The following is a 24,012-nucleotide window of genomic DNA, read 5'->3' as shown; positions in this document are numbered from 1 at the left end:
CTGCCAGCATATTACAAACAAGCCTTTGATTTGGTAAAGTCGCCGACTATTCCTTATTTCGTGCCGTGGCGACTGAAAATCGGGCATTGAATGGGGATGATGCCTGCATATTACAAACAAAGTCGGGTCTGGATTTGGTAAAGTCACCTGCCCGCATCCTCTTTATTTAGCCACTGATACAGGTCGCCATGCGTCTGAAACTGATCAAACTCGCCGGCTTCAAGTCGTTCGTCGAGCCGACCCGCATCGAACTGTCGGCAGACATGACCGCCGTGGTGGGCCCCAATGGCTGTGGCAAATCCAACGTCATCGACGCGGTGCGCTGGGTGCTGGGGGAGAGTTCCGCCCGCCATCTGCGCGGCGAGAACATGACCGATGTCATCTTCAACGGCTCAATCAACCGCAGTGCGCACGGGCGCGCCTCGGTCGAGCTGGTGTTCGACAATCCCCATAACCGGGTGCCCGGCGAGTTCGGCCGCTTTACCGAGATCTCGGTGCGCCGCGAAGTGCTGCGCGACGGCTCCAACCACTATCAGATCAACGGCCAGAAGTGCCGCCGCAAGGATGTGACCGACCTCTTCCTCGGCACCGGTCTTGGCCCTCGCAGCTACGCCATCATCGAGCAGGGCACTGTCAGCCGACTGGTGGAGTCACGTCCGGCCGATCTCAAGCTCTTTATGGAAGAGGCCGCCGGGGTTTCCCGCTACAAGGAGCGGCGCCGCGAGACCGAGCAGCGCATTCGCCACACTCAGGAGAACCTGGAGCGCCTCGGCGATATTCGCGGCGAGCTGGGTTCGCGCCTTGAGCACCTCAAAGCCCAGGCTGAGACAGCCGAGCGCTACAAACAGCTCAAGAGTCGTTCGCGCGCTGCTCGTGCCGAGTTGATTGGCTCCGAGTTGTGGGCGCTGGAGACGCGCCTTGGCGAGGCCAAAACCGAACTGGCGCAGGCCGAGCAGGCGCTGGCGGCGCTCGATGCCAAGCGCACCGCCGATGAGGGGCGCCACGTCACCCTGTCGGTCGCCAGACAAGAGGCGCAAGCCGAGCAGGCGAGCCGTCAACAACAGATTTTTCTCGGCGGGCAGGCTATCGCCCGTCTCGAGCAACAGCAACTGCACCAGAGTGAACTGGGGCGCGATTGGCAAGCCCGTGCAGAGGCGCTGGGCGAGCGGATCGCTACCCGCAAGGCGCAGCTTGCCAGCCAGCAGGATCAACTGACCGAAGGGGTATTGTGCGCAGAGCAGGAGAGCGCCCGGCTGGAGCAGTGTGAGCAGTTGCTCACCGAGCAGCAGGAGGCCCGCCAGCACGCCAGCGAGCAGCTGGAACAGGCCCGCTTGCGCCAGCAGCAGTGGCAGCAACAGTTGGCCGGGTTGCAGGGCCAGCTCAACCAGACTCGTACCCGGTTGGGTGGCTTGCAGGAGTTGCAAGCCAAGACCCGGTTGGCCCGCCTCAAGCTGGAAGATGAACGCGCTGGCCCCCTCGGCGCTGAGAACGATGACCTGCAATCGGCCCTCGATGCCCTGAGTGGTGAGCTGGAGCTGACGCGGGCTGCCAATGGCGAGCTGATCGAGCAGCTGGCGCAGGCGGTCGACGCCCATGAACAACTCAAGCAGCAGCATGGCCAGCAGTTGAGCCTGCAGCGGGAGTTGGAGGCGCGGCTGGCGACCCTGGATCAGATCCTCGGCGAACAGATGGAGGGGGCGACTCTGGCCGACCGGTTGCAGGTGGCCCCCGAGTGGGCACAGGCACTCGACAAGGTGCTGGGTCGCTGGCTCACCGCAACGCCGGCGGACGAGTGCAATCTGGCGCAAGAGGGGCTCTGGATTGGCCCGGCGCAACCGGCGGTTGCCGGTACGCTGGCGGCGCAACTGGGCGGCGAGCATATTCCCGCCTTCCTCAATGCCATCTGGTTGGTGGAGAGCCGGGAGGCCGCATTGGCCCGCCAGCCAAGCCTTGCGGCCGGTGAGTCGGTACTGACTCCTGCTGGCGACTGGCTGGGGCCAAACTGGGCAGATCTGGGGCAGGGCGCGGCGCTTGGCACCATGGCACTGCTCGGTGAGCGTGAGCGGTTGCATACCGAGCAGGAGAGGGTTGCCGCGGGGCTGGCACAGTTGAGCGAGCAACTTGTGGCTGCCGATGCCTGGCGTGCCCAGCTTGCCAGTGCGCAGGAGTTGTCGCAGCGAACCTTGCGCGAGCAAGAGCAGAAATGGCAACAACTGCGCGAAGCCTGGAGCCTGCAACAGGGTCAGCGGCAGGAGCGGTTGCAGCGGCTCGGTCAGCTCGGCGAAGAGCTGATCCGGCTCGATCAGGAGCAGGCCGAAGAGGCAGAGCGACTGGCCAGCGCCCGTGAACAACTGGAACTCGATGAGGCGCGCCTTGCCGAGTTGCAGGAGCAGGGGGAGCCGCTGACACAAGGGTTGCAGGTCGCGCAGGAGCAGCTGACCCGCTGCGAGCGGGCGGTCGACGAGGCCCGTGCGCGCCGCGAACAGCAACAAGCGACCTGCCAGCGTTTGCAACTGGAGCTGGGCAATCTGCGCCAACTCATTACCCTGGGCGAAGAGGAGTTGGCGAGGCTCGGCCTGGAGCTGGCCGGGCTGAAAGGGCCGGATAGCGAGGCCGTGCCGGATCTGGCGCCCCTGCTGGCTGAGCAGCGCAATCTTGAGGCGCAGCAGCTCGCCTGCCATCAACGGCTTGCGGAGCTGGAGCGCCAGCTCGGTGAGCTGGAGCAGGCCAGAAGTGCCGATCACAAGCAGTTGGTGACTCTGCAAGAGAAACTGGCAACCCTGCGTCTTGAGCGCGAACGCAACCTCACCCGTCGACAGGGGTTGCACGAGCAGTTCGAAGAGCTGGGTGTTCGACTGGTAGATCTCGATCAGGCGGTGCTGATCGCCGCTGATCGCGGCAAGCTGCGGCAGGAGATCCAGACCCTGGAGGCGCAAGTGGAGGCACTCGGCGCCATCAACCTGGCGGCGTTGGAGGAGTACGAAGAGGCGAAAACCCGGGCAACCTATCTTGAAAATCAGTGTCAGGATCTCGAGCAAGCGCTGGAAACCTTGAGCCAAGCCATTAAAAGAATTGATAAAGAGACACAAATACGGTTCCGGGACACTTTCGATAAGGTCAACGAAGATTTAAAATCCCTGTTTCCAAAAGTGTTCTGTGGGGGCAGTGCCTGGCTTGAGCTCACCTCCGATGATCTTTTGGAGGCCGGAGTGAGCATCATGGCGAGACCTCCGGGTAAGAAGAATGCTACCATTGCCCTGCTTTCCGGGGGGAGAAGGCGTTAACCGCGCTTGCGCTGGTTTTTGCCATCTTCAGACTCAACCCAGCACCTTTTTGTCTGCTGGATGAGGTGGATGCACCGCTCGATGAAGTGAACGTCGGTCGCTTCTGTTCTCTTGTCAAAGAGATGTCGAGCACAGTACAGTTCGTTTACATCAGTCATAATAAGGTCTCCATGGAGATGGCTGAGCAGCTGGTTGGCGTCACGATGCAAGAGCCCGGGGTTTCTCGCATTGTGTCGGTCGATATCGGTGAAGCCGTCGCTTTGGCTGAGCAAAACTAGAAAGAGAAGCAGCTAATGCAGGAATTGCGTTACATCTTGGTTGCCCTGGGCGGTATTGCTATTGCGGCATTGCTCATTCACGGGTTGTGGAGCAACAAAAAGAATCGTCAGGCACCGATCAAAGAGAAACCGATTGGACGGATGGACTCCAAGTCGCGGGATCGTGATAACGACGCCTTCGACAGCGATGGCATCGGCCAGGTACGTGTGGTCAGTGGTGGCCGTCGTGCCGAGCCCAAGCTGCGCAGTGAAGAGAGCCGCCAGCCGGAACTCGGTCGCCGCCCTGCCGTCCCCGCCTTTGATGATGAAGATGACGAGGACGATTTGCCGCCGCCCGTAGTGCGCAAGCCTGCTGCCCGCCCGGTTCCGCCGCCTCCTGTCTATGAAGAGGAGGAAGCGTTCGACGAACCGCTGCCCGAGGAGATCGACGAAGCGCCCGCCGCGCCGGTGCGCAAACCTGCTCAGGTCAATCGTCGTACCCCGGTCTACCGTTCCCGTCCCCAGCGCGAGCCCATGATGCAGTCGCTGGATGACGAGCCGCTGGTCGAGCCCGCTTACGCGACCGCCCCGACTTTTGGTGCCCGTGCAGAGACAGTCCGTACCGCCGACACCGTTCGTGCCGAACCGGTGCGTGCTCCCGAGCCGGAATATCAGCCGCAGCCCCGTCATGTGGCTCCCGAGCCTGTTTATGAAGAGCCGGCCTATGTGGCACCTGTACCTGTGGTTGAAGAGCCGCGCATGGCGCCCCAGCCGGTCGAGAAGATCTGGCAGGATGTCTATGTCATCAACCTGATGGGCCGTCCGGGTCACGACTTGCAAGGTGCAACCCTGCTCTCATCCCTGATGGCGCTGGGCTTCAAGTTTGGCGAGATGGATATTTTCCACCGTCACGAAGATCCCAACGGCAAGGGTGAAGTGCTCTTCTCCATGATCAACATGGTCAAGCCAGGCACCTTTAACCCGTACCGGATGGAACAGTTCACCACACCGGGTGTCTCCCTGTTCATGCAGTTGCCGCTGCGCAGCAATGCCGCGTTTGCCTTCGAGGATATGCTGCAGGCTGCCGATCAGCTGGCCAGCGATCTCGATGCCATGCTGACCGATATGGATCGCAGCCCGCTGAGCGACGAGACCATTGCTCGTTACCGTCACGAGCTGGCTGCCTACGAGGCCAGTCGCGACTAATACGCCATGCGGGTCGAGTGAAGAAAAAGTGCGGTACCCTGGTACCGCACTTTTGTTTCTACCCCGGCCGGATGTTCAATCACACTTCGAGACTTTTTCATGAGCGACACCCTCTCCCGCCACCGTCAATTGTGTGAACTGCTTACCGAATATGGTCACCAGTACTATGTGCTGGATAACCCCACAGTGCCGGATGCCGAATACGACCGTCTGATGCGCGAACTGATCGCGCTGGAGGCTGACCACCCCGAGCTGAAAACCCCGGCGTCCCCCAGCGTGCGGGTCGGCGGTCAGCCGCTGACGGCGTTCAGTCAGGTGCGTCACGAGATCCCCATGCTCAGTCTGGATAACGTCTTTAGCAGCGAAGAGTTGCAGGCGTTCGAACAGCGTATGAGCGATCGCCTCAAGCGTGACGTGCGTTTCACCTTCTGCTGTGAGCCCAAGCTAGATGGCCTGGCGGTGAGCCTGCTTTATGTGGATGGTCAGCTGGTGCAGGCGGCCACCCGGGGCGATGGCGCTACCGGTGAGGAGATCACCGAGAACGTGCGCACTATCAAGGCCATTCCGCTCGCATTGCGGGGCTCTGGTTGGCCCGAGCGGCTTGAGGTGCGTGGCGAAGTGTTTATGCCCAAGGCTGGTTTCGAGGCGATGAATGCCAAGGCGCTGGCCGCAGGCGAGAAGGTGTTCGTCAACCCGCGTAACGCCGCCGCCGGCAGTCTGCGTCAGCTTGATTCACGCATCACCGCCAGCCGTCCCCTGAGCTTTTACGCTTACGGTGTCGGTGTTGGTGGCGAGCTGCTCGGTGACTCTCACTTTGGTCGCCTCAATCAGCTCAAGGAGTGGGGGCTGCCGCTTAGTCCCGAGGTGAAGCTCAAAGAGGGGGCTTCCGGTTGTCAGGCGTTCCATGACGACATTCTGGCCCGCCGTGGCGAGCTTCCTTACGAGATCGACGGCGTGGTCTACAAGGTGGATGCCATCGCCCTGCAAGAGGAGCTGGGCTTTGTGGCCCGCGCCCCGCGCTGGGCGACCGCCCACAAGTTCCCGGCGCAGGAGGAGATGACTCTGCTTGAGAACGTCGAGTTTCAGGTCGGCCGCACCGGCGCCGTGACCCCGGTCGCCAAGCTCAAACCGGTGTTTGTCGGCGGCGTGACTGTCTCCAACGCCACCTTGCACAACGCCGACGAGATCGAGCGCCTCGGCGTGATGATTGGCGATACCGTGATCGTGCGCCGGGCGGGGGATGTGATCCCGCAGATCGTCGCCGTGGTGGAGGCGCAGCGCCCAAACGACGCCCGCGCGATCTTATTTCCGGCCGAGTGTCCAGTCTGTGGTTCGGATATTGTTCAAGAGAAAAAAATCGTCCAACAAAAAACCAAAACACTCGAAAAAATACTTGCGACTCGTAAATGTACGGGAGGGTTAAATTGTCTAGCTCAAGTCAAAGAATCTCTCAAACATTTCGTTAGCCGTAATGCGGTTGATATAGAAGGTGTTGGTGATAAAGTCATTGAACAGTTAGTAGATGGTGGATTAGTTAAACATCCAGCAGATCTATTTAGATTGAGTGTTGATGATTTTTTAAAATTAGATGGTTTTGCTGAAGTTTCAGCAAAAAATGCATTTGATGCTATTCAGGCTAAAATTGGTACAACATCCTCTATCGACTTTCTATTTGGATTGGGAATTCCATCTGTTGGTCAAGTTGTTGCAGAAAGACTGATTGTTGAGCTTGGATGCTTGGATAATATAATGTCAGCACCGAGAGGAATTATTAGTCAGATAAATGGTATCGGTTTAGATATTGATGCGGAAATATCAGACTATTTTAGTGCTGTTTCAGTAAGCGATTCGGTTATGGAACTAGCCGATGTAATGGGTGTGGAAAGAACTGGAATATCAATATCCAGAATGTATAAAAGAAAATTTTCAATGGCAAAAATCATTGAAGGTTTAAATATTGATGGCGTTGCTAAGACTTTCTCTGAAGCTATATCTAAAGAAATAACTTTGGATCAGTTGTGCAATGGTTTACAGCATGGTGATTTGGTTGGTATCACAACCACAGCCGGCACAAGTATCAGCAAGCAAAAAATTGATGCAGTTGTCAAAGGTATTAAAGAGAAGAAGCCCTTGCTTGATGCGGTCAAGATCTATGTTGATAAACATGCACTATTGGATGTTGACGATTTATTGGATTCTGAGCCAGCGGAAAAATCAGATAGCTTTATCGCGGGTAAGTCATTTGTAATCACTGGCAGTTTTACGTTCATGTCGAGGGATAAATTGAATTCAAAACTAAAGGAGCTTGGTGGTGAATCTAAAACTTCAGTGTCAAAAAATACAGATATGTTGATTATGGGTGATAAGGCTGGTAGCAAATTGAAAAAAGCGACCGAGCTAGGTATAAAAATCATCAATGAAGATGAATTGCGTACTCTTCTGGAGTCTGAAAATGGAATTTAAGTATTCTGTTGATGGAAGTGAAGGTAATGTGTACACCGTTACTGTTAAAGAAAGTAATGGCGTATTCAATTTATATTGTGATTGTGCTGCTGGTTCTTATGGAAAGAAGTGTAAGCATAAATCAGGAATAATTGAAGGTATATTGAACGGCCAAATTAATGATGTTTTCAGGTCTGATTTTTTAGGTTCCGAGTTGTGTTCTCATTATCTTTCTTTGAAAGAGAGTGAAGCAGAGTTGGAGCAGATGAAGAAAGACGTTAAACGTAAGACCGCTCGTTTTGAAAGAGTCATGGCTGGATAAAAATTATCCATGTCTATGAACCCGGCCTTAGTGCCGGGTTCTTTTTTTTGGATGTTTAGGTTCTCACTCACGCCAGAGGATCTTGTGGCGCCATTTGTCGGGCACGGTGAGCTGCCAGCGGGCCAGCTCGCTCTTGCTGAAGACATATTCGCCGCGCAGGGCAGCGCGGGGGGAGATGGTACGGGGCAGGGTGCCCGCCAGTATGGTGTTGATGAGGCTGGCTGCCTGTATCCCCTGATCGTGGCCGTCCAGCACCAGCCCGCCGATGGCCATCCCCTTGCCGACGGTAAACTCCCAGAAACAGAAGAGCTGCACCGGCGTGTTGGCGCTGGTCCACTCCAGCACCGTCTTTTCGCTCACATGCTTGCCATTGTCATCGACCAGCGTGTGGTAGAGGCCTAGGAAGATTGCCTGATAGCCATTCTTCTTGGCGTTGAGCACCGCCTCCTGCCAGAGGCTGTAGTCGCCCATCAGCTGGCTGTTGACCCTGGTCTGACCGACCCGCAGCTCGGTCTGGGTCTTGAATTCATCCTCAATGGCAGTGAGGGCCACATTGCTGGAATCAAACAGCACCAGTGCCTTGTCGAGCCCCCTCATCATCTGGCTTATTTCGCTGATGTTGCGCTTGAGCAGGGGGCGCTCCAGCACGCCGGTGATCTTGGGGTGGCCGACAAAGCCTTTGAGGCGCGGATTCTCGTTCATGCCGAGAAATACCACCGGGGTGCCCAGCGAGGCGATCTCGTTGGCCAGATAGTTGATGGCGTTGTCATCCCCCAGTACCACCAGAGCCGGTTTGCTCTTCAGATAAAAGGCGATGGCTTGCTGGGCGATCTCGTCGAACTTCTCCCGTGGATGGCGTTTGGTGTCCATATAGAAGTGAGTGATCTTGTGCTCCCCCTGCAAGCCATCTAGCAGCCCTTTGTTGTAGCTTTGGTCCCACAGGTATTCGGGATGGTAGCTGCTGATCACCAGAATGTTGGCGGCCCAGAGCGGCAGAGAGAGGGTGGATAGCAGTAGCAATAGCAGGGAGGTGCGCATGGGTTGTCCCTTGTCGAGGGGGAGAGAGTTCTTGTTCAGTATGGGCGGTTTTGGTTGGCGCTGTCATCTCGAAACCGGTGCGGTGGGGGGGGCGATTTTTTTTCGGGTGGGTGGATCGGACGCCAGCCCGCACCCTGCCTGAGGTTGGATTTGAATGGGGCTATTTTGGGTTGGTCGTGAACTGTCCCGCTCGCTGAAAAACCTGTTCTGGATCAAGAAATGAGGCTTCGCTTTGGTGCCTAATAGACACCACATATAGGGACGCATTCGTTTTTAATACCTATATGTTGTGTTATTAAGCTGTGTATAAGCTGTTCCCTTCCTATCTTCAGCCCAGGCTTGTCAAGCCTCGGCTGAATTTATTTGCGTCCAGGACGAGATGCCGGGAGGGGGGCCCAACAAGGGTGAGCCAGAGGCAAATGCCTGGCCTTTTAACGGGGAAAATCCATGAAACCGGTTGTGATCAAACGTGACGGATGTCGCGCACCATTCAATGCCCAGCTGATTGCAGAGGCGGTCAGCCGAGCGGCGGAAGCGGTCAATCAGGCCAATCCGGCACTCGCCTCCCGCATTGCCAATGCGGTGAGTCAGGAGCTGGAAGGGCGTGGTGAAGTTGATATCCACGAGATCCAGAACCGGGTCGAAAACCACCTGATGGCTTCCGACGACAAGGCCATCGCCCGTGCCTATATCGAATATCGCCACGACAGGGATCAGGCTCGCGAGGCGCGCGGCCGTCTGGCGCAGGAGATCCGCGGTCTGGTCGAGCAGACCAACGCCGCCCTGCTCAACGAGAATGCCAACAAAGACTCCAAGGTGATCCCGACCCAGCGCGACTTGCTGGCCGGTATCGTCGCCAAGCACTATGCCACCAGCCACATGCTGCCCCGTGATGTGGTTCAGGCTCATGAGAGCGGTGATCTGCACTTCCACGATCTCGATTACTCACCTTTCTTCCCGATGTTCAACTGCATGTTGATCGATCTGAAAGGGATGCTGACCCACGGCTTCAAGATGGGCAATGCGGAGATCGATACCCCGAAATCCATCAGCACCGCCACGGCCGTGACCGCCCAGATCATCGCCCAGGTGGCGAGCCACATCTATGGCGGCACCACCATCAACCGCATCGACGAAGTGCTGGCCCCCTATGTGACCATCAGCTGGCAGAAGCACCGTGAAGTGGCCGAAGAGTGGGGCATTGCCGATGTGGAAGCCTACGCCATGGCCCGCACCGAGAAAGAGTGCTACGACGCCTTCCAGTCGCTGGAGTACGAGGTCAACACCCTGCACACCGCCAACGGTCAGACCCCGTTCGTTACCTTCGGCTTTGGCTTGGGGGACAGCTGGGAGTCGCGGATGATCCAGCGCGCCATCCTCAGCAACCGTATCGCTGGCCTTGGCAAGAACAAGAAGACCGCCGTGTTCCCGAAACTGGTGTTCGCCATCAAGGATGGCCTCAACCACAAGCAGGGCGATCCCAACTACGACATCAAGCAGCTGGCGCTGGAGTGTGCCTCCAAGCGGATGTATCCGGACATCCTCAACTACGACCAGGTCGTGAAAGTGACCGGCTCCTTCAAGACCCCCATGGGTTGCCGCTCCTTCCTCGGTGCCTACGAGGAGAATGGCGAGCTGATCCACGAAGGTCGCAACAACCTGGGTGTCGTGAGCCTCAACCTGCCGCGCATTGCCCTGAAATCCCGTGATGAAGCGGACTTCTGGGATCGTCTCGATGCCTCCCTGCGGGTCGCCAAGAAGGCGCTGATGTACCGCATCACCCGTCTGGATGGCGTCAAGGCGCGGGTCGCACCGATCCTCTATATGGAAGGGGCTTGCGGCGTGCGCCTCAAGGCGGACGACAACGTCAGCGAGATCTTCAAGAACGGTCGTGCCTCCATTTCCCTCGGTTATATCGGGGTTCACGAGACCATCAACGCCCTGTTTGGTGACAAGGTTCACCTGTTTGACAGCGCCGAGCTGCAACAGAAGGCCATCGCCATCATCGCCCGTCTCAGGGCGGCCATTGACGAGTGGAAAGAGGAGACTGGCTACGGCTTCAGCCTCTACTCCACCCCGAGCGAGAACCTTTGCACCCGTTTCTGCCGCATCGATGCCAAGGAGTTTGGCGTGGTATCCGGTGTGACCGACAAGGGTTACTACACCAACAGCTTCCACCTCGATGTGGAGAAACAGGTCAACCCGTACGACAAGCTGGACTTTGAGGCGCCCTATCCGCCCATCGCCAGCGGTGGCTTCATCTGCTACGGCGAGTACCCCAACATCCAGCACAACCTGGAAGCGCTCGAAAACGTCTGGGATTACAGCTATGACAAGGTGCCTTACTACGGTACCAACACCCCCATCGACGAGTGCTACGACTGCGGCTTTACCGGCGAATTCGAGTGCACCTCCAAGGGCTTTACCTGCCCGCGCTGCGGCAACCATGACCCCGCCAAGGTGTCGGTGACCCGCCGTGTCTGCGGCTACCTCGGCAGCCCCGATGCGCGCCCCTTCAATGCGGGCAAGCAGGAAGAGGTGAAGCGCCGAGTCAAACATATGTAAGCGCACAGGCGATGAAGAGCTGGCCCCTGACTCAAGGGGCCATTTTCATTGGAGGGCGGCAGTTATGCCGCTGTCCCGTGAACGAGGCAGGAAACAAGCGATGCACTACCACCAATACTACCCGGTCGATGTGATCAACGGCCCCGGCACCCGTGCCACCCTGTTTGTCTCGGGCTGCGAGCATCAGTGCCCGGGTTGCTACAACCAGAGCACCTGGCGGCTCGATGGCGGCAAGCCGTTCGATGAGGCGATGAGCGATCGCATCATTAGCGACCTCAACGACAGCCGCATCAAACGGCGAGGTCTGTCGCTTTCCGGCGGCGATCCGCTCCACCCTGCCAACGTGCCCCACGTGCTGGCGCTGGTGAAACGGGTGCGCGCCGAGTGTCCGGGCAAGGATATCTGGTGCTGGACCGGTTATCTGCTCGGCGAACTGTCAGAGGCCCAGCGTGAGCTGGTGGCCTTGCTGGATGTGCTGGTGGATGGCAAGTTTGAAAAGGAGTTGGCAGACCCGGGCCTGCTCTGGCGTGGCAGCAGCAATCAGCAGATCCACGACCTCAACGCCTGGCGTGATGCGGGTGAGCGAATTCCCTGTCTGGTTTGCAGTTGAAGTCCGGGATGTTTATGGTTAGCCCATTCCAATCCTGACGACATTTTTGAAAAGGAGAGCCGAGATGAACAATCTGCTCAAGATCCTGCTGGCCATTTTCCTGCCCCCTGTGTGCGCTTTTATCCAGGTGGGCTTTAGCCTGCACTTTTTAATCAACATAGTGCTGACCCTGATGGGCGGTCTGCCGGGCATGGTCCATGCGCTCTGGCTGGTGGTGAGTGACAAGCGCGGCTGATGCCAGCGGCTGGTTAGTGAGCTCATTGACGATAAAAGGGCCAACCTCTCGGGGTTGGCCCTTTTGTTCATGTTCATACGAATACTTTTTCGTTAGGATGGGTGACTGACCAAGCGGGGCGCGTTGAGCGTCCCGCAGTCCGGCAACAAGCACCGGCAGAGAACAAGGAGCGTTACATGAAGTGGAAAGTCGCAGTATGGTCAGGTCTGGCAGTGACACTGTTGCTGGGGTGCTCATCCCGTCAGGAGGTGGCGCACGAGCGCGCTCCGATCGCTATCCCACTCGAGCAGTTGTCCAGCTACTGGGTTCAGGAGAAGCAGTGGTCATGGCTTGGCAATGACGAGCCCGCCCTGCCGGCCAAACCGGTCAAGGGGTATGTGGAAGTACGCTATCAAATCGACGCCAGCGGCACGCCGGTCAAGCCGGAAGTGGTGGCGGCCGAGCCCCCCGGCGAGCTGGAGCAGAGTGCGCTGGCGACCCTCTCGCGGATCCGCTATAGCCCGGCAGAGGGCAACCCGGATGCCATACCGGTCGAGGTAACCAACCGCTTCGAGATCGAGATCAACTGATCCCCCACCACTCTGATGGCAGAGAAAGAGAGACCCCGGCCAGGCCGGGGTCACGTTTATTGCTGTTTGCAGTCGTTGTAGGCGGTCTGCCACTCGCCATCCTGATCCCGAAGCTCGACAAAGCCCTCATCCCCCTTGTTCCACCAAACGGCCTCATGTTCGTCCGTATAGCGGGCGCCGGAGGCCGAAATGGCCTGGGGCAGGGTGTAATCCTTGCCGTCCGGCAGTGACAGCTTGATAAAGTTGAGGCTCTCGTCGGAGAGAGAGAAGTAGCGCACCTGCACCTTCTTGCCCTGCTCGCACTGGTAACTGACCGGTTCGCCACCGGTGACTGAGAGGGTATTGCCCTGATTGCAGCCAGCGAGCAGGCCGAGGGCCAGCGCACCAGCGGCCATCATATGTACCTTATTCATGATTACAGCTCCATTGGTGTCATACGGGCGTGAGCCTAACAGGTTGCCGTTATTGTGCAATCCGCACGGCCATTCGGTGCGTCGCTGGCTGTCCGGCCTGCCTGCCTCGGAGGTACTTCTAATTTGCGACAGGGATGGCGAGGTAGGAGTAAACGCGGAAGACAAAAAAACGCCCCGGCAGGCGACGGGGCGAAAGAGAGCTCATCCATGGGCTGACAACAGTGCTTACAACAGGAGATCAATAACCGAAGCGGGTCGCCTCGAAGCGGTTGAGCAACCGGTGGACGAGGTAGCAGGCCAGCAGGGTGACCACGATGGCAAACAGGATGCTGCTCACCCGGTAGAGGGCGCTGAACACCAGATCGTTGCCCGGGGTGAGGTACTGGCCAAACAGGATGCCGAGGGTAGTGAGGGCGCCAAAGCCGACCCCCGAGCCGCCTGCCTCCTTGACATGGGCATGGCTGAACAGCATGGCGCCGAGCCACAATAGTGGAGCGACCAGCAGCAGTTGTCCTGACCAGTCATAGAGCAGCAACTGGCCGAGCAGGCCGAAGGTGACCCCCAGCAAGGTGCCCATCGCCCGTTTGCGGGCATAACTCAGCGCACCGTTCCAGTGCATGGGGAACAGCACCAGCAGGGTTGTGGCCTGGGCAGACATGGAGTCGCGCAGGTCAAACACCTGAAAGACCAGAAACGACAGGGTGGCCACTGTGGCCCCCAGCAGAGCTTCATGGCGCATCCGGTGCGGCGCCTTGGGGGCCGAGGCTGGCTTGGGTCTGGCCTCCACATCCGGGATCAGCATGGTCATCAGGTAAGCGATCAGCACCGACAGCATGCTCGCCCAGATATTGTTGAGGATCAGGTCGTTGAGGTCGGTCTGCGGATAGCTGGCAAAGTGCAGCATGATGCTGAGGCTCAGCACCCCGTTGGCCCCGAACAGAAACAGGCTGCCCCGCGACATGGCGGCGAAGCGGTAGAGAAACAGCATGAAGGCGATAGGGGTCATCAGCGCCGGATGGCTGCCAAACAGTCCCCCCAGCAGCCCGACCTCCACCCCACAGACCACCGCAGCCGCGATCAGCTGGCGTGCGGCATGGCCATTCATCACCGGCACCATCCCCAGCAGCAGCACTGGTGTGACCGTATAGAAGACCCCGTAATTCCAGCCAAACAGCTTGCAGAGCAAAAAGCCCGTGGTGCAGCCAAAGGCGATGCGCAGGCACTGGCGCAGCTCGTTGCCGGTGAGGGGCCGATACCAGAGGTGAGTGGCAGCACCACCGACGGGGTGGGCTGGGGTAGTATTGGCCAACGGGTGAGTGGCGTGGTTAGTAGACATAATGGAGCAGGCTGAGCAGGTGGATCTGGCCCCGTGCCAGCATGGCAGTCAGGGCATTGTCCGGCAGCAGTTGCACCGTGGCCCGCACCCCGGCTGGCAGATGGTCGGGGAGCTGCTCCAGCTCGAGGTGCAGCCGCATCCGCTGGGCATCCCGTACCCAGCGATCAGACTCCACCGGCGCGGCCAGTCGGCCATTGGCATCAAACTGACCGGCGCTCACTCCGGCATCCAGACTGCTTACTCGAGCAGGATAGAGCTGACCCGGCTCGCCATCGAAGGCGACCAGTGCGCGGGTTTGCTCGCCGACATGGCGCAGGCTCTTCTCCCGAAAATCGGCTATGACATCGACCTGTTCCGACACCAGCGCCAGCAGCGGGCTGCCCGCGCTGGCGATACTGCCCGGCTTGAGCTGCAGGTTGGTGATGGTGCCATCCTGATCCGCGTGGACCCGGCTGTAAGAGAGGGCCAGCTGCGCTTGCGCCAGCTTGTTGCGGGCCTGGCGCAGCAACAGATTGTCCTCACCGGTCACGCCACGACTGGCCTTGATCTGGGCCAGTTTGGCCTGACTGGCGCGCAGGTTGGCCTGGGCGCTGCGCAGGGCGCTGTCAGCCTCATCTTTTTGTTGCAGCGAAACCATGTGACGTTGGTAGAGCGCATCGATCCGCTCAGCCTCGCGCCACTTCTGGCTGGCTAGGGTCTCCTTGGCGTTGATCTCGGCAACGGCGGCGGTCAGGGCGGCATCCAGTTCACTGTTCTGCTGCTCTGCCTGCGCCAGCGCAAGGCGGGCCTGCTCCACTGCCAGCTCAAAAGGGGCCGGATCCAGCCTGAACAGCAGATCCCCCTTCTTGACCTGCTGGTTGTTGTGAACGGCAACCTCGATCACCTTGCCGCTCACCTGGGGTGCCAGCTTGGTGACCACCCGGGTCGCCATCGCCTGTGGTGTGAGGGGCATCAGCAGGTCGGCTATCAGAAAATAGGCAAACAGGGTGGCAAAGCCAGCCATGGACCATTTGATCCAGCGGGTAAATTGTTGATCCGGGGTCATCTTATTCTCTCTCTGTGTCGGTCTCGGGAGGGCTTGTATCGCCTCCGGCTTGTCGGTCGTGGTGTTGTTCAATCTTGCTGAGGGCGTTGGCCGAGATCCGCTGCACCGTGGCTTCAAACAGTTGCAGGGTCTGCTCTTCGATGCCCCCCAGCAGCTCCCGGCGGATATTCATGATGCGGTCGGCGATCTGATCGAGCAGGGTCTGGCCAGCCGGGGTCACACAGACGATGCGGGCTCGCTTGTCCTGACTGCAGCAGTGGCGCTCAATCAGTCCCTGCTCTTCCAACTGGCCCAGGGTGCGCATCAGGGATGGCAGTTCTATTTCGAGGGCTTCGGCCAGGGTCTTCTGGCTGACATGGTTCCCCATGCGGGAGAGTTTCCACAGCGCGGTCCAGCGGGGATGGGTGAGGCCAAGGGGAGCCAGCTCCAGGTCGGCGGCAGTACGCCATAGCCGGTGCATCCGCGCTATCTGCTCGGCGAGCGACAGCTCGCGCAACCTTTCCAGATCCGTCATCTTCTCATCCTCAATGTACTTAGCCTGCTAAGTATCATACTTGTTTAGCAGGCTAAGTAAATAGTGTGATGCGGATCATGTTTCTGGTCGGATCTTTCGCTGGTGCGAGTTGGCAGCATTCGAGCCCCTGATATTATTTTCGGGGCTAATCCACTCGAGACTCTTTTGCCGCTTCGGATATTGCGCCGTGAATGGAGGATATCCGGTGGTTATTTTCATGAAATTTTCAGCTTCAGCGAGCAGCTCTTTTTTTATCCGCTAATATTGATGGGGTTATAAAACAAGGGGGAAACGGGTTGTGGATGGATATGACAGTGGATGTGTGTATCTGGCAATTGAAGTGCTGTTGAGTGATGGGGAATATGGTGCAGAGTCACACCATGGCGTGAATCGGGAAGGCGCTATCAGAAGTACCGATATCAGTCATGATTTTGACCCCGCCAATATTCCATTGCTGTTGGCAGAATAGACCTGACCGTGTGTGATCCTTGTGAGTTCAAGCCAGTGCTCTGGTATTCGCTGGCTTGACTCATCACTATTTCAATCTCCCCTTTTTGCATCTTTCTTCTCACCATTTTTCATCGTGGGTGCTTCCTGCACGCCGACTCAAACCCTGATGTGGCATGCCGTAGCACTCGCGTCATGGCGATGACACTGCCCGCTGATTATCACTCACAGGATCTGTGGCGATAAATGGTCGCAGAGCTTGTCATCTGGCTCTGTTATTTCCCCTAAGGGGGAGAGATCATCGCATCGTTATTACTGCTGATCACCAAAATATCCGCCATTGGGCTCGCTCGTTTTATCGCCCTATTTCCTGACTTGGTCGGGTATCGTATGTCTGGTGTTCTATTGTGCAGCGCACGTTGGAGGCACCATGATGTTTAAGTTTTTAATGTTTTTATATGGCTTTGCAGTCTGGCTAACCGACAGGGGAGAGGGGGATCAATAAAGTAGTGGCCACAATCACACGCAGAGTACATAACAATGAAAAACCTCTCACCCCTACAAACCACACAAGAAAAGGCCGCCTTTATGGGCGGCCAACAAATTGCCGGTATGCCGCTCTTTATATTTCTGTGGTTGGCGACCTGTGTTCTCTTTTCCGGCTGGAATGGCTCGTTGCCGCTGGGCATGGTCGGTGCGCTGGCGCTGATGTTCGTGCTGGGCACCCTGCTGACCGAGCTGGGTGAGCGGATCATGCCGATCCGTGAATATCTGGGTGGCGGCACCATCCTCGCCATCTTTGGCGGCGCCGCCCTGTTTGAATATCAGCTGCTGCCGGTGCAGGCGGGGCAGGTCATCACCAACTTCATGAAGGAGGGAGGCTTTCTCAACTTCTTTATCGCCAGTCTGGTGACTGGCTCCGTGTTCGGCATGAGCGGCGCTTTGCTGAAAAATGCCGCCATGCGCTACCTGCCGGTCATTCTTGGTGGCGTCGCACTGGCGCTGCTGAGCGTGGGGCTGGTCGGCTCCCTGATGGGGTATGGCTTCAAGAATGCGGTGCTGCTGATCGGCCTGCCCATCATGGGCGGTGGCATGGGCGCCGGTGCCGTGCCCCTGGTGGAGATCCTCTCCGGCCCGATGCAGATGTCCAGTGCGGATCTCTTGTCGCGCATGGTACCGGCGGTGGTCATCGCCAATACCCTGGCCATTCTGGTGGGCTCCCTGCTGGCGCGGCTCGGTCGCCGTTACCCCTCCCTGACTGGCAACGGCAAGCTGATGGTTAAAGAGAGTAGCCAGAGCATTGCCGATGAGCAGGCCGAAGCGCCGACCCTGCAGAGTCTGGGTATGGGGCTTTTTATCAGCTCCAGCATGTTTGTGCTGGGTTCTCTGCTTGGCAACTTTATCCCCATGCACCCCTTCGCCCTGATGATTTTGGCGGTCGCCTTTATCAAGGTGAGCGGCCTGCTGCCGCGCCGTTATGAGCAGGCGGCGGCCGACTGGTATCAGTTTGTGGTGAGCAACCTCACCCCCTCCCTGCTGGTGGGGATCGGTGTCGCCTACACCAGTATTCCGGAACTGATCAGCGCCTTCTCCATCAGCTACTTCGTGCTGGTCATGGTCACCGTAATCGGTGGCGCCCTCGGCGCGGCGCTGGTGGGCCGGATGATCGGCTTCTATCCCATTGAGGCGGCCATCACCGGCGGGCTCTGCATGGCCAACATGGGCGGGACCGGCGATGTGGCCGTGCTCTCGGCGGCCCAGCGCATGAAGCTGATGCCTTTTGCCCAGATCTCCTCCCGTCTCGGTGGCGCTGTGATGCTGATTTTGGCGACCGCTCTTATCTCCCTGCTTGCCTGATACCGGATTGAGGAACAAACAAGATGAACGACATCATGATGGGTACCAGCCTGCCCTATGCAGAACGCAAGCGTCAGGGTGTACGCGGCCGCATGCCGCATAAGGAGGAGTCCCTCTCCCAGCAGCGGCGCCGGATCTACCGATTGGTCAGCGCCATGCAGAGTCCGTTTGACCAGCATCTGCTGCTGCGCCAGCTGCAGGAGGACAACCCGGTGCTCTTCTACGATCTGGTGCGCCACCATCTGCCGGAGCTGCTGCCGATCATCTACACCCCGGTGGTGGGGGAGGCGTGCCAGCGCCACAGCGACCTCTATCTGCGCAGCCACGGCCTCTATCTCTCCTGGCATGACAGGGACGATCTCGACGACATCCTCGAGTCGGTGGAGCAGGAGGTCGACGTGATAGTCATCTCCGACGGTGAGCGGGTGCTGGGGCTCGGCGATCTCGGTATCGGCGGCATGGGGATCTGCATCGGCAAGCTAGCGCTCTACTCCGCTGCTGGCGGCATCAATCCGGCGCGCACCCTGCCGCTCTGTGTCGATGTAGGCACCAACAACCCCGAGCTGCTGGAGGATGGCTCCTACCTCGGCTGGCAATCCCCGCGCATTGACGGCGAGAGCTATTACCACTTCATGGACAAGGTGGTGGCCGCCATTCGCAAGCGCTGGCCCCAGGTGGTGCTGCAGTTTGAAGACTTTGCCGGCAAGCATGCCGCCAACCTGCTGACCCGTTATCGGGACGAGCTCTGCATGTTCAACGACGATATTCAGGGCACGGCGGCGGTCGCCTCCGCTTGCGTGCTGGCCGGGTTGCAACAGGCGGGGACCACCCTCAGTGATGCCCCGGTGCTGATCGTCGGAGCGGGCTCTGCCGGTTGCGGCATCGCCGCCATGCTGGCCCAGCTGGCGGGGAGTCACGACGGCGTCTGGCTGTTTGATCAGGATGGGGTGGTCTGCAGCGATCGTCCCAATTTGACTCGTGCCCAACAGCCATTTGCCCGTGCCGTGGAGGAGGGGAGCAGTTCGCTGCTGGAGACCATCCGCCAGATGCGCCCGGCGGTCTTGATTGGCGTGAGCGGTCAGGGCGGCCTCTTTACTGACGAGGTGTTGCAGGCGATGGGGGAGGTGTGCGAGCAGCCGGTGATCCTGCCACTCTCCAACCCGACCCGCAGCGCCGAGGCTACCCCCGAGCAGGTTTGGGCTGCCACAGATGGCCGCGCCCTGCTGGCCACCGGCAGCCCCTTTGCGCCGGTGACGGTGGCGGGGGAGCGGCGGGTAGTCTCCCAGTGCAATAACGTCTATGTCTTTCCGGGCATTGGTCTCGGAGCCTGCGCCGTCAAGGCGCGCCGCATCAGCGATGGCATGTTGCTGGCCGCGGTGCGGGCAGTTGGCGCCTATCCGCTGGTGGCGGGTCGGCTGTTGCCCCCCATCGAGCAGGTGGGAGAGGTGGCCCGCGCCGTGGCCAGAGCGGTGGCACTCTGTGCCCGCGAGGAAGGATTGGCCGATTTTGTCGGCGATCCGGCTCCTTTGATTGACCAGACCTGGTGGCATCCGCACTATTGGGCAGCGTCCTGACGTTTTAAGGTATGTGCATGAAACTTCGCCACCAGTTGGTCACCCTCTCTCTTGGGCTCTCCCTGCTGCTGATCCTCATTCTGGGCAGCCTGCTGGCTCTCTTTATCCGCCATCTGCTGGAGAGCAACCTGCAGGATAAGGGGAGCGATCTGGCACGGGTGATGGCGGCGGACACCCGGGTGGTCGAAGCTCTGCGCCAGGGCAGTGATCTGACTCTGCGCGACTATGTGGAGGCCGTCTGCAACCGCACCGACGCCACCTATATGGTGGTGACCGATGAGCATGGTCGCCGCCTCAGCCACCCCAACCCCGAGCTGGTGGGACAGAAGTTTCGCGGCGAGGATATCTGGCCCGCACTGCAGGAGCGGCGCAGCTACTGCTCCAAGGATCGGGGCACCATGGGGCCGGCGATCCGCTGCTTCTCCCCGGTGGTGGGTGGTGACGGGCGCGTCATGGGGGCCGTGGTGGTGGGCTACCTGATGCAGCAGGTGGAGGGTATCTATATGGAGCGGGTGGCCCTGCTCATCTGCGCCATCGTTGCGGTGCTGGGGTGCGGCCTGCTGTTGGCACTCTGGGTGCAATACCTGCTGCGCAAGACCCTGCTCGATCTGGAGCCGGAGGCGATCGTGCGCCGCTTCACCCTGCAGGATCTGGTGCTGGAGCACATCACCGAAGGGGTGATTGCCCTCGATGGCCGCGGCAACATCAACATGATCAACAGCACCGCCAGCTATCAGCTGCGGCTGCCGGTTACCGGGCGCCATGCCCTGCAGGGGCAGTCGCTGGCGGAGCTGGTGCCACCCCTTGCCCCCTGTCTGGAGCAGGAGGGTGGGGAAGTGAGCTTCACCATTCAGGGGGAGTCCTTCGTCGGCCGCTGGCAGGCGGTGCAGGGCAAGGCACCGGGGCGGCTGCTGATCTTCAGCCGTCCGGAGGTGGCTGCCAGTCTGGGGGTACAGGTGACCCACCTGCGCCAGTATGCCGAGATGCTGCGGATGCAGAGCCACGAGTTCGCCAACAAGCTCAGCAGCCTCTCCGGCCTATTGCAGCTGGGCCATGTGGATCAGGCGGTGGAGCTGATCCAGCAGGAGAACGAAGCGTGCCAGACCATGCTGCAGGAGCTGCTGCGGCTGATCGACAACAAGCCGGTGGCGGGGCTTATTCTCGGCAAGTTCAGCCGGGCTCGCGAGCTGGGGGTGACCCTGGAGCTCGATCCCGATTCGGCGCTGGCGGAGTATCCGGCCTCGGTCTCGGCCGATCTCATTACCCTCATTGGCAACCTGCTGGATAACGGCCTGCAGGCGGCCTGGCGCAACCGCCAGCAGCGGCCGCCGCGGGTGCTGCTCTCCCTGTGCGATGTGGGGCGGCGGCTGGTGATCGAGGTGGAGGATAGTGGCGAGGGGGTCGACGAGGAACTGGCCGATCACCTGTTCGATTACGGGGTGAGTCGCCAGAGTGGCGATCACGGGGTGGGTCTGTTCCTGGTCAAGGAGACCGTGGGTCGACACGAGGGTGTGATAGAATGGCGGCGAACCGCCGAGCAGACCACCCTGTTTGGTATCTACTTGAATAAAAACCAATTAATGTGAGCCATGGACCCAATAATCACGCTTGTTATTGAAGATGACGATCGGATCGGTGCCATCTTGTCAGAACTGGTGGCGGCGACACCTGGTTTCTCCCTGCTGGGGCGGGCTGGCACCCTGGCCCAGGCCGATGCCATGATGGCCGGTGTGGTGCCCCAACTGCTGCTGGTGGATGTCTCCCTGCCCGATGGCTCCGGCCTTGAGTGGGTGAGCCGCCTGCGCAGCCACAACCGCGAAGCCTACGTCATCATGGTGACTGCCTCGCGGGATGTGGAGACCATCCAGCAGGCCCTCAATCTGGGGGTTCATGACTACGTCATCAAACCGCTGCGGCTGTTTCGCATTCAGCAAAGCCTGGACGAGATCCTGCAACTGCACAGCCGTCTGTGCGAGCGAGGTCGGCTGGAGCAGGAAGATCTCGACAAGCTGCTGGGCAAGGGAGGGCGCTCCCAGATCAAGGAGATGCGCGTCACCCCCAAGGGGATCGACAGCATCACCCTGCGTCAGGTGCTGGATCTGCTGGCGGGCGAGCCGGAGAACGTCTTCTCCACCGACACCGTGGCGCTGCGACTCTCCCTCAGCCGCACCACGGCGCGCCGCTATCTGGAGTATCTGGAGTCGGAAGACAGGGTGGATGTGGATCTCAACTACGGTCAGCGGGGGCGACCGGAGCGGCGTTACCGCTGGCGCCGGGCCGGTTGAGATGCGCACTGGTGTGCATTGCAGAAACAACAAGGGAGCCATGGGCTCCCTTGTTGTTTCCGGACGATGTTGGTACTCAGGCAGCTTCCCGTTCGGCTACCGGCGCACGCCCCTTCAGCTGGGAGATCATCACGCCCCCCAGAATGAGGCCGCCGCCCAGCAGGTGGTAGCCGTGGATCGGCTCGCCCAGACCGACGACGGCGATAAGCGCCGTACAGAGTGGCATCAGGTTCATAAAGACCGACGTGCGCTCGGCGCCCATGCAGGCGAGGCCGCGCATCCAGCAGTAAGCCGCTAGCAGGGAGGAGGCAAGCCCGGCGAAGAGCACCAGTCCCCACCCTTCGGCTGGCACCGCCATCGAGTCGGCGCTGAGGGCGAGTGGCACCAGCAGCAGTACCGCCAGCAGGATCTGCATGTAGAGGTTGAGCCAGGGGCCAAACGGCAGGTGCCAGCGGCGGATCAAGAGGCCGTAAAGGGCGTAGCTGGCGGAGCCCAGCAGCATCATGGCATCCCCCGGGTTGATGCCGTTGTGGAGCAGGGCAAGCGGTTCGCCTTTGCCAAGCAGCCAGAGCACCCCGAACAGGGAGAGACTCATGCCGAGCAGTGCCTGTTTGCCGGGACGCTGGCCGAAGAAGAGCGCCCCTTGCAGCAGAGTAAGCAGCGGAATGAGGGAGCCGATCACCCCCATATTGGTAGCCGAGGTGCTGTGGGCGGCGTAATAGGCCAGACACTGGTAGAGCACCATACCGAGCGCCGCCAGCACCAGCAGCTTGCCGAGCCAGGGGCGAACCTCACTGCGTCGCCGCCAAAGGGCGGGCAGGCAGAAAGGGGTCAGCGCCAGGGCGGCAATCACCCAGCGATAGAAGGAGATAGCCGCGGGGTCGAGCACGCTGGCAGCCGCCTTGGAAACCACGATATTGGTAGCCCAGATCAGCACCGCCATCAGCGGAAAGAGAAGAGGGGAAAAGATTCGCATCAGAGGCTCCTTATTAACAGGGGGCCAAGTCTACCCTTGTCTTTATATTATTAAGTAGCGTAAAACAGACAGATGACCCAGCAGAAAAGACAACTCTTTCTGATGTACCTTATTCCGGCCCACACGGGCTGCGTTTGCTCGCAACTGATGGCTGCTTTTGGCCTGTGCCGGAGACCGAGCCAACAGGGCGTTGCATCACGCCTGCTCCTATCTCTCGCTGACAAGGGGCGCTAATGGCCACTCACCAGTTTCAGCCGGTAGATGTCGTTCTGCCCGCTCCCAATCCGCTCTTTTTCAGTTACCAGCAGATGCTGGCCGACAGCGCGACCGTGCTGCACTCCCACCCCTGGGGCCAGCTCAACATGATCAGTCTGGGGATCATGGAGATAGAGCTGGGGGATCAGCGACTGGTGGCCCCTGCCGACTATCTTATCTGGGTGCCGGCGGATCTCGAGCACACCTCCTACAACGAGCAGACCCTCGACTACACCTCCATCTACGTCAGCCACGAGCTGGCGGCCAAGCTGCCGCCAGAGCCCAGATTGCTGCTGCTCACCCCGCTGATCCGCGCCCTGCTGAGCGACTTTTGCGAACGGCGGGTGAGCCATATGGCGGATGAGTGGGATCAGCGTCAGGCCGAGTTGCTGGTGGAGCGACTGGCGCGCACCCGCTGTCAGGAGAGCTACCTGCCGATGAGTCAGGACAAGCTGTTGGCTCCCATGCTGGCGGCGTTACACAGCGATCCTGCCGATCCCCGTACTCTGGCTCAGTGGGCCGGACAACTGCACACCACAGAGCGCACCCTGGCGCGGCGCTGCCTGCGGGAGCTGGGGATGAGTTTCGGTCAGTGGCGGGCGCGGCTGCGGCTGCTCAAGGCGCTGGCCTGGCTCAAGGGCGACATGCCCATTCAGGAGATCAGCTGGCGGCTCGGTTACGGCTCCACCTCGGCCTTTATCGCCATGTTCAACCGGGAGCTGGGCTGCTCCCCCCAGCGTTATCGCCTACAGTCAGGCCGATAACAAATCGCCGGACATGTC

The 24,012-nt window shown here is 59.6% G+C and carries 19 protein-coding genes and 1 pseudogene; 14 read left to right on the top strand and 6 right to left on the bottom strand.

Annotated features, from left to right (window positions below):
• Positions 1-188: 188 nt before the first annotated feature.
• From ACTG19_RS07020 to ACTG19_RS07005, 4 genes and pseudogenes are all read left to right on the top strand, one after another.
• A pseudogene (locus ACTG19_RS07020) lies at positions 189-3,562 on the top strand (AAA family ATPase).
• Positions 3,563-3,577: 15 nt separating this feature from the next.
• Positions 3,578-4,747, top strand: a complete 1,170-nt coding sequence (gene zipA, locus ACTG19_RS07015) for a cell division protein ZipA (RefSeq protein WP_335875414.1) — start codon at positions 3,578-3,580, stop codon at positions 4,745-4,747.
• 99 nt (positions 4,748-4,846) lie between these two features.
• On the top strand, positions 4,847-7,210 hold the full coding sequence (gene ligA, locus ACTG19_RS07010) for an NAD-dependent DNA ligase LigA (protein WP_439988918.1): 2,364 nt from the start codon (positions 4,847-4,849) through the stop codon (positions 7,208-7,210).
• A complete protein-coding gene (locus tag ACTG19_RS07005; protein WP_139441809.1) occupies positions 7,200-7,511 on the top strand; it encodes an SWIM zinc finger family protein in 312 nt (103 codons plus the stop codon). The genes ligA and ACTG19_RS07005 overlap by 11 nt, the downstream gene beginning before the upstream one ends.
• Positions 7,512-7,574: 63 nt before the next feature.
• On the opposite strand, the gene ACTG19_RS07000 is transcribed toward ACTG19_RS07005, so the two are convergent.
• Positions 7,575-8,549: an ABC transporter substrate-binding protein gene (locus ACTG19_RS07000; protein WP_439988917.1), complete on the bottom strand. Its 975-nt coding sequence runs from the start codon at positions 8,547-8,549 to the stop codon at positions 7,575-7,577.
• 447 nt (positions 8,550-8,996) lie between these two features.
• On the opposite strand from ACTG19_RS07000, the gene nrdD reads away from it, so the two are divergent.
• The 4 genes from nrdD to ACTG19_RS06980 all read left to right on the top strand — a co-directional run bounded on the left by nrdD (position 8,997) and on the right by ACTG19_RS06980 (position 12,528).
• Positions 8,997-11,114, top strand: a complete 2,118-nt coding sequence (gene nrdD / locus ACTG19_RS06995; RefSeq protein WP_042079841.1) for an anaerobic ribonucleoside-triphosphate reductase — start codon at positions 8,997-8,999, stop codon at positions 11,112-11,114.
• Between the two features lie 100 nt (positions 11,115-11,214).
• The gene (gene nrdG / locus ACTG19_RS06990; protein ID WP_103251521.1) at positions 11,215-11,724 is read left to right on the top strand and encodes an anaerobic ribonucleoside-triphosphate reductase-activating protein; all 510 of its coding nucleotides are present in this window, start codon (positions 11,215-11,217) and stop codon (positions 11,722-11,724) included.
• A 64-nt stretch (positions 11,725-11,788) separates the two neighbouring features.
• Complete coding sequence (locus ACTG19_RS06985) at positions 11,789-11,959, top strand: YqaE/Pmp3 family membrane protein (protein WP_005338440.1); 171 nt, start codon at positions 11,789-11,791, stop codon at positions 11,957-11,959.
• 176 nt (positions 11,960-12,135) lie between these two features.
• On the top strand, positions 12,136-12,528 hold the full coding sequence (locus ACTG19_RS06980; protein ID WP_005358848.1) for a TonB family protein: 393 nt from the start codon (positions 12,136-12,138) through the stop codon (positions 12,526-12,528).
• Between the two features lie 56 nt (positions 12,529-12,584).
• Here the strand turns inward: ACTG19_RS06980 and ACTG19_RS06975 are convergent, their stop codons facing one another.
• The 4 genes from ACTG19_RS06975 to ACTG19_RS06960 form a co-directional block, all read right to left on the bottom strand.
• The gene (locus tag ACTG19_RS06975) at positions 12,585-12,941 is read right to left on the bottom strand and encodes an MliC family protein (RefSeq protein ID WP_005338437.1); all 357 of its coding nucleotides are present in this window, start codon (positions 12,939-12,941) and stop codon (positions 12,585-12,587) included.
• A 238-nt stretch (positions 12,942-13,179) separates the two neighbouring features.
• Complete coding sequence (locus ACTG19_RS06970; protein WP_279491225.1) at positions 13,180-14,277, bottom strand: DUF2955 domain-containing protein; 1,098 nt, start codon at positions 14,275-14,277, stop codon at positions 13,180-13,182.
• Positions 14,267-15,322 (bottom strand): HlyD family secretion protein, encoded by a 1,056-nt coding sequence (locus ACTG19_RS06965; RefSeq protein ID WP_439988916.1) that lies wholly within the window; start codon positions 15,320-15,322, stop codon positions 14,267-14,269. The genes ACTG19_RS06970 and ACTG19_RS06965 overlap by 11 nt, the downstream gene beginning before the upstream one ends.
• Position 15,323: 1 nt before the next feature.
• Positions 15,324-15,836, bottom strand: coding sequence for a MarR family transcriptional regulator (locus ACTG19_RS06960; RefSeq protein WP_439988915.1), 513 nt, complete (start codon positions 15,834-15,836; stop codon positions 15,324-15,326).
• 298 nt (positions 15,837-16,134) lie between these two features.
• On the opposite strand from ACTG19_RS06960, the gene ACTG19_RS06955 reads away from it, so the two are divergent.
• From ACTG19_RS06955 to ACTG19_RS06935, 5 genes are all read left to right on the top strand, one after another.
• The gene (locus ACTG19_RS06955) at positions 16,135-16,305 is read left to right on the top strand and encodes a hypothetical protein (protein WP_085942059.1); all 171 of its coding nucleotides are present in this window, start codon (positions 16,135-16,137) and stop codon (positions 16,303-16,305) included.
• A 518-nt stretch (positions 16,306-16,823) separates the two neighbouring features.
• Positions 16,824-18,140, top strand: coding sequence for a 2-hydroxycarboxylate transporter family protein (locus tag ACTG19_RS06950; RefSeq protein WP_113738937.1), 1,317 nt, complete (start codon positions 16,824-16,826; stop codon positions 18,138-18,140).
• Positions 18,141-18,163: 23 nt separating this feature from the next.
• Positions 18,164-19,714, top strand: coding sequence for an NAD-dependent malic enzyme (locus tag ACTG19_RS06945; RefSeq protein ID WP_439988914.1), 1,551 nt, complete (start codon positions 18,164-18,166; stop codon positions 19,712-19,714).
• Positions 19,715-19,731: 17 nt separating this feature from the next.
• Positions 19,732-21,300 carry an ATP-binding protein gene (locus ACTG19_RS06940; RefSeq protein ID WP_439988913.1) on the top strand — a complete coding sequence of 523 codons (1,569 nt, stop codon included), beginning with the start codon at positions 19,732-19,734 and terminating at the stop codon, positions 21,298-21,300.
• 3 nt (positions 21,301-21,303) lie between these two features.
• The gene (locus tag ACTG19_RS06935; protein WP_005338420.1) at positions 21,304-21,999 is read left to right on the top strand and encodes a response regulator; all 696 of its coding nucleotides are present in this window, start codon (positions 21,304-21,306) and stop codon (positions 21,997-21,999) included.
• A gap of 76 nt (positions 22,000-22,075) precedes the next feature.
• On the opposite strand, the gene ACTG19_RS06930 is transcribed toward ACTG19_RS06935, so the two are convergent.
• Positions 22,076-22,975: a DMT family transporter gene (locus tag ACTG19_RS06930; protein ID WP_439988912.1), complete on the bottom strand. Its 900-nt coding sequence runs from the start codon at positions 22,973-22,975 to the stop codon at positions 22,076-22,078.
• 233 nt (positions 22,976-23,208) lie between these two features.
• Here ACTG19_RS06930 and ACTG19_RS06925 point away from each other — a divergent pair, with 233 nt between their 5' ends.
• Complete coding sequence (locus tag ACTG19_RS06925; protein WP_101529838.1) at positions 23,209-23,994, top strand: helix-turn-helix transcriptional regulator; 786 nt, start codon at positions 23,209-23,211, stop codon at positions 23,992-23,994.
• Positions 23,995-24,012 lie beyond the last annotated feature (18 nt).

The organism is Aeromonas sp. 3P (assembly GCF_051919745.1).
GTDB lineage: Bacteria > Pseudomonadota > Gammaproteobacteria > Enterobacterales > Aeromonadaceae > Aeromonas > Aeromonas veronii.
Note: the sequence above shows the minus strand (reverse complement) of the source record. Positions and strands in the feature narration are given on the sequence as shown.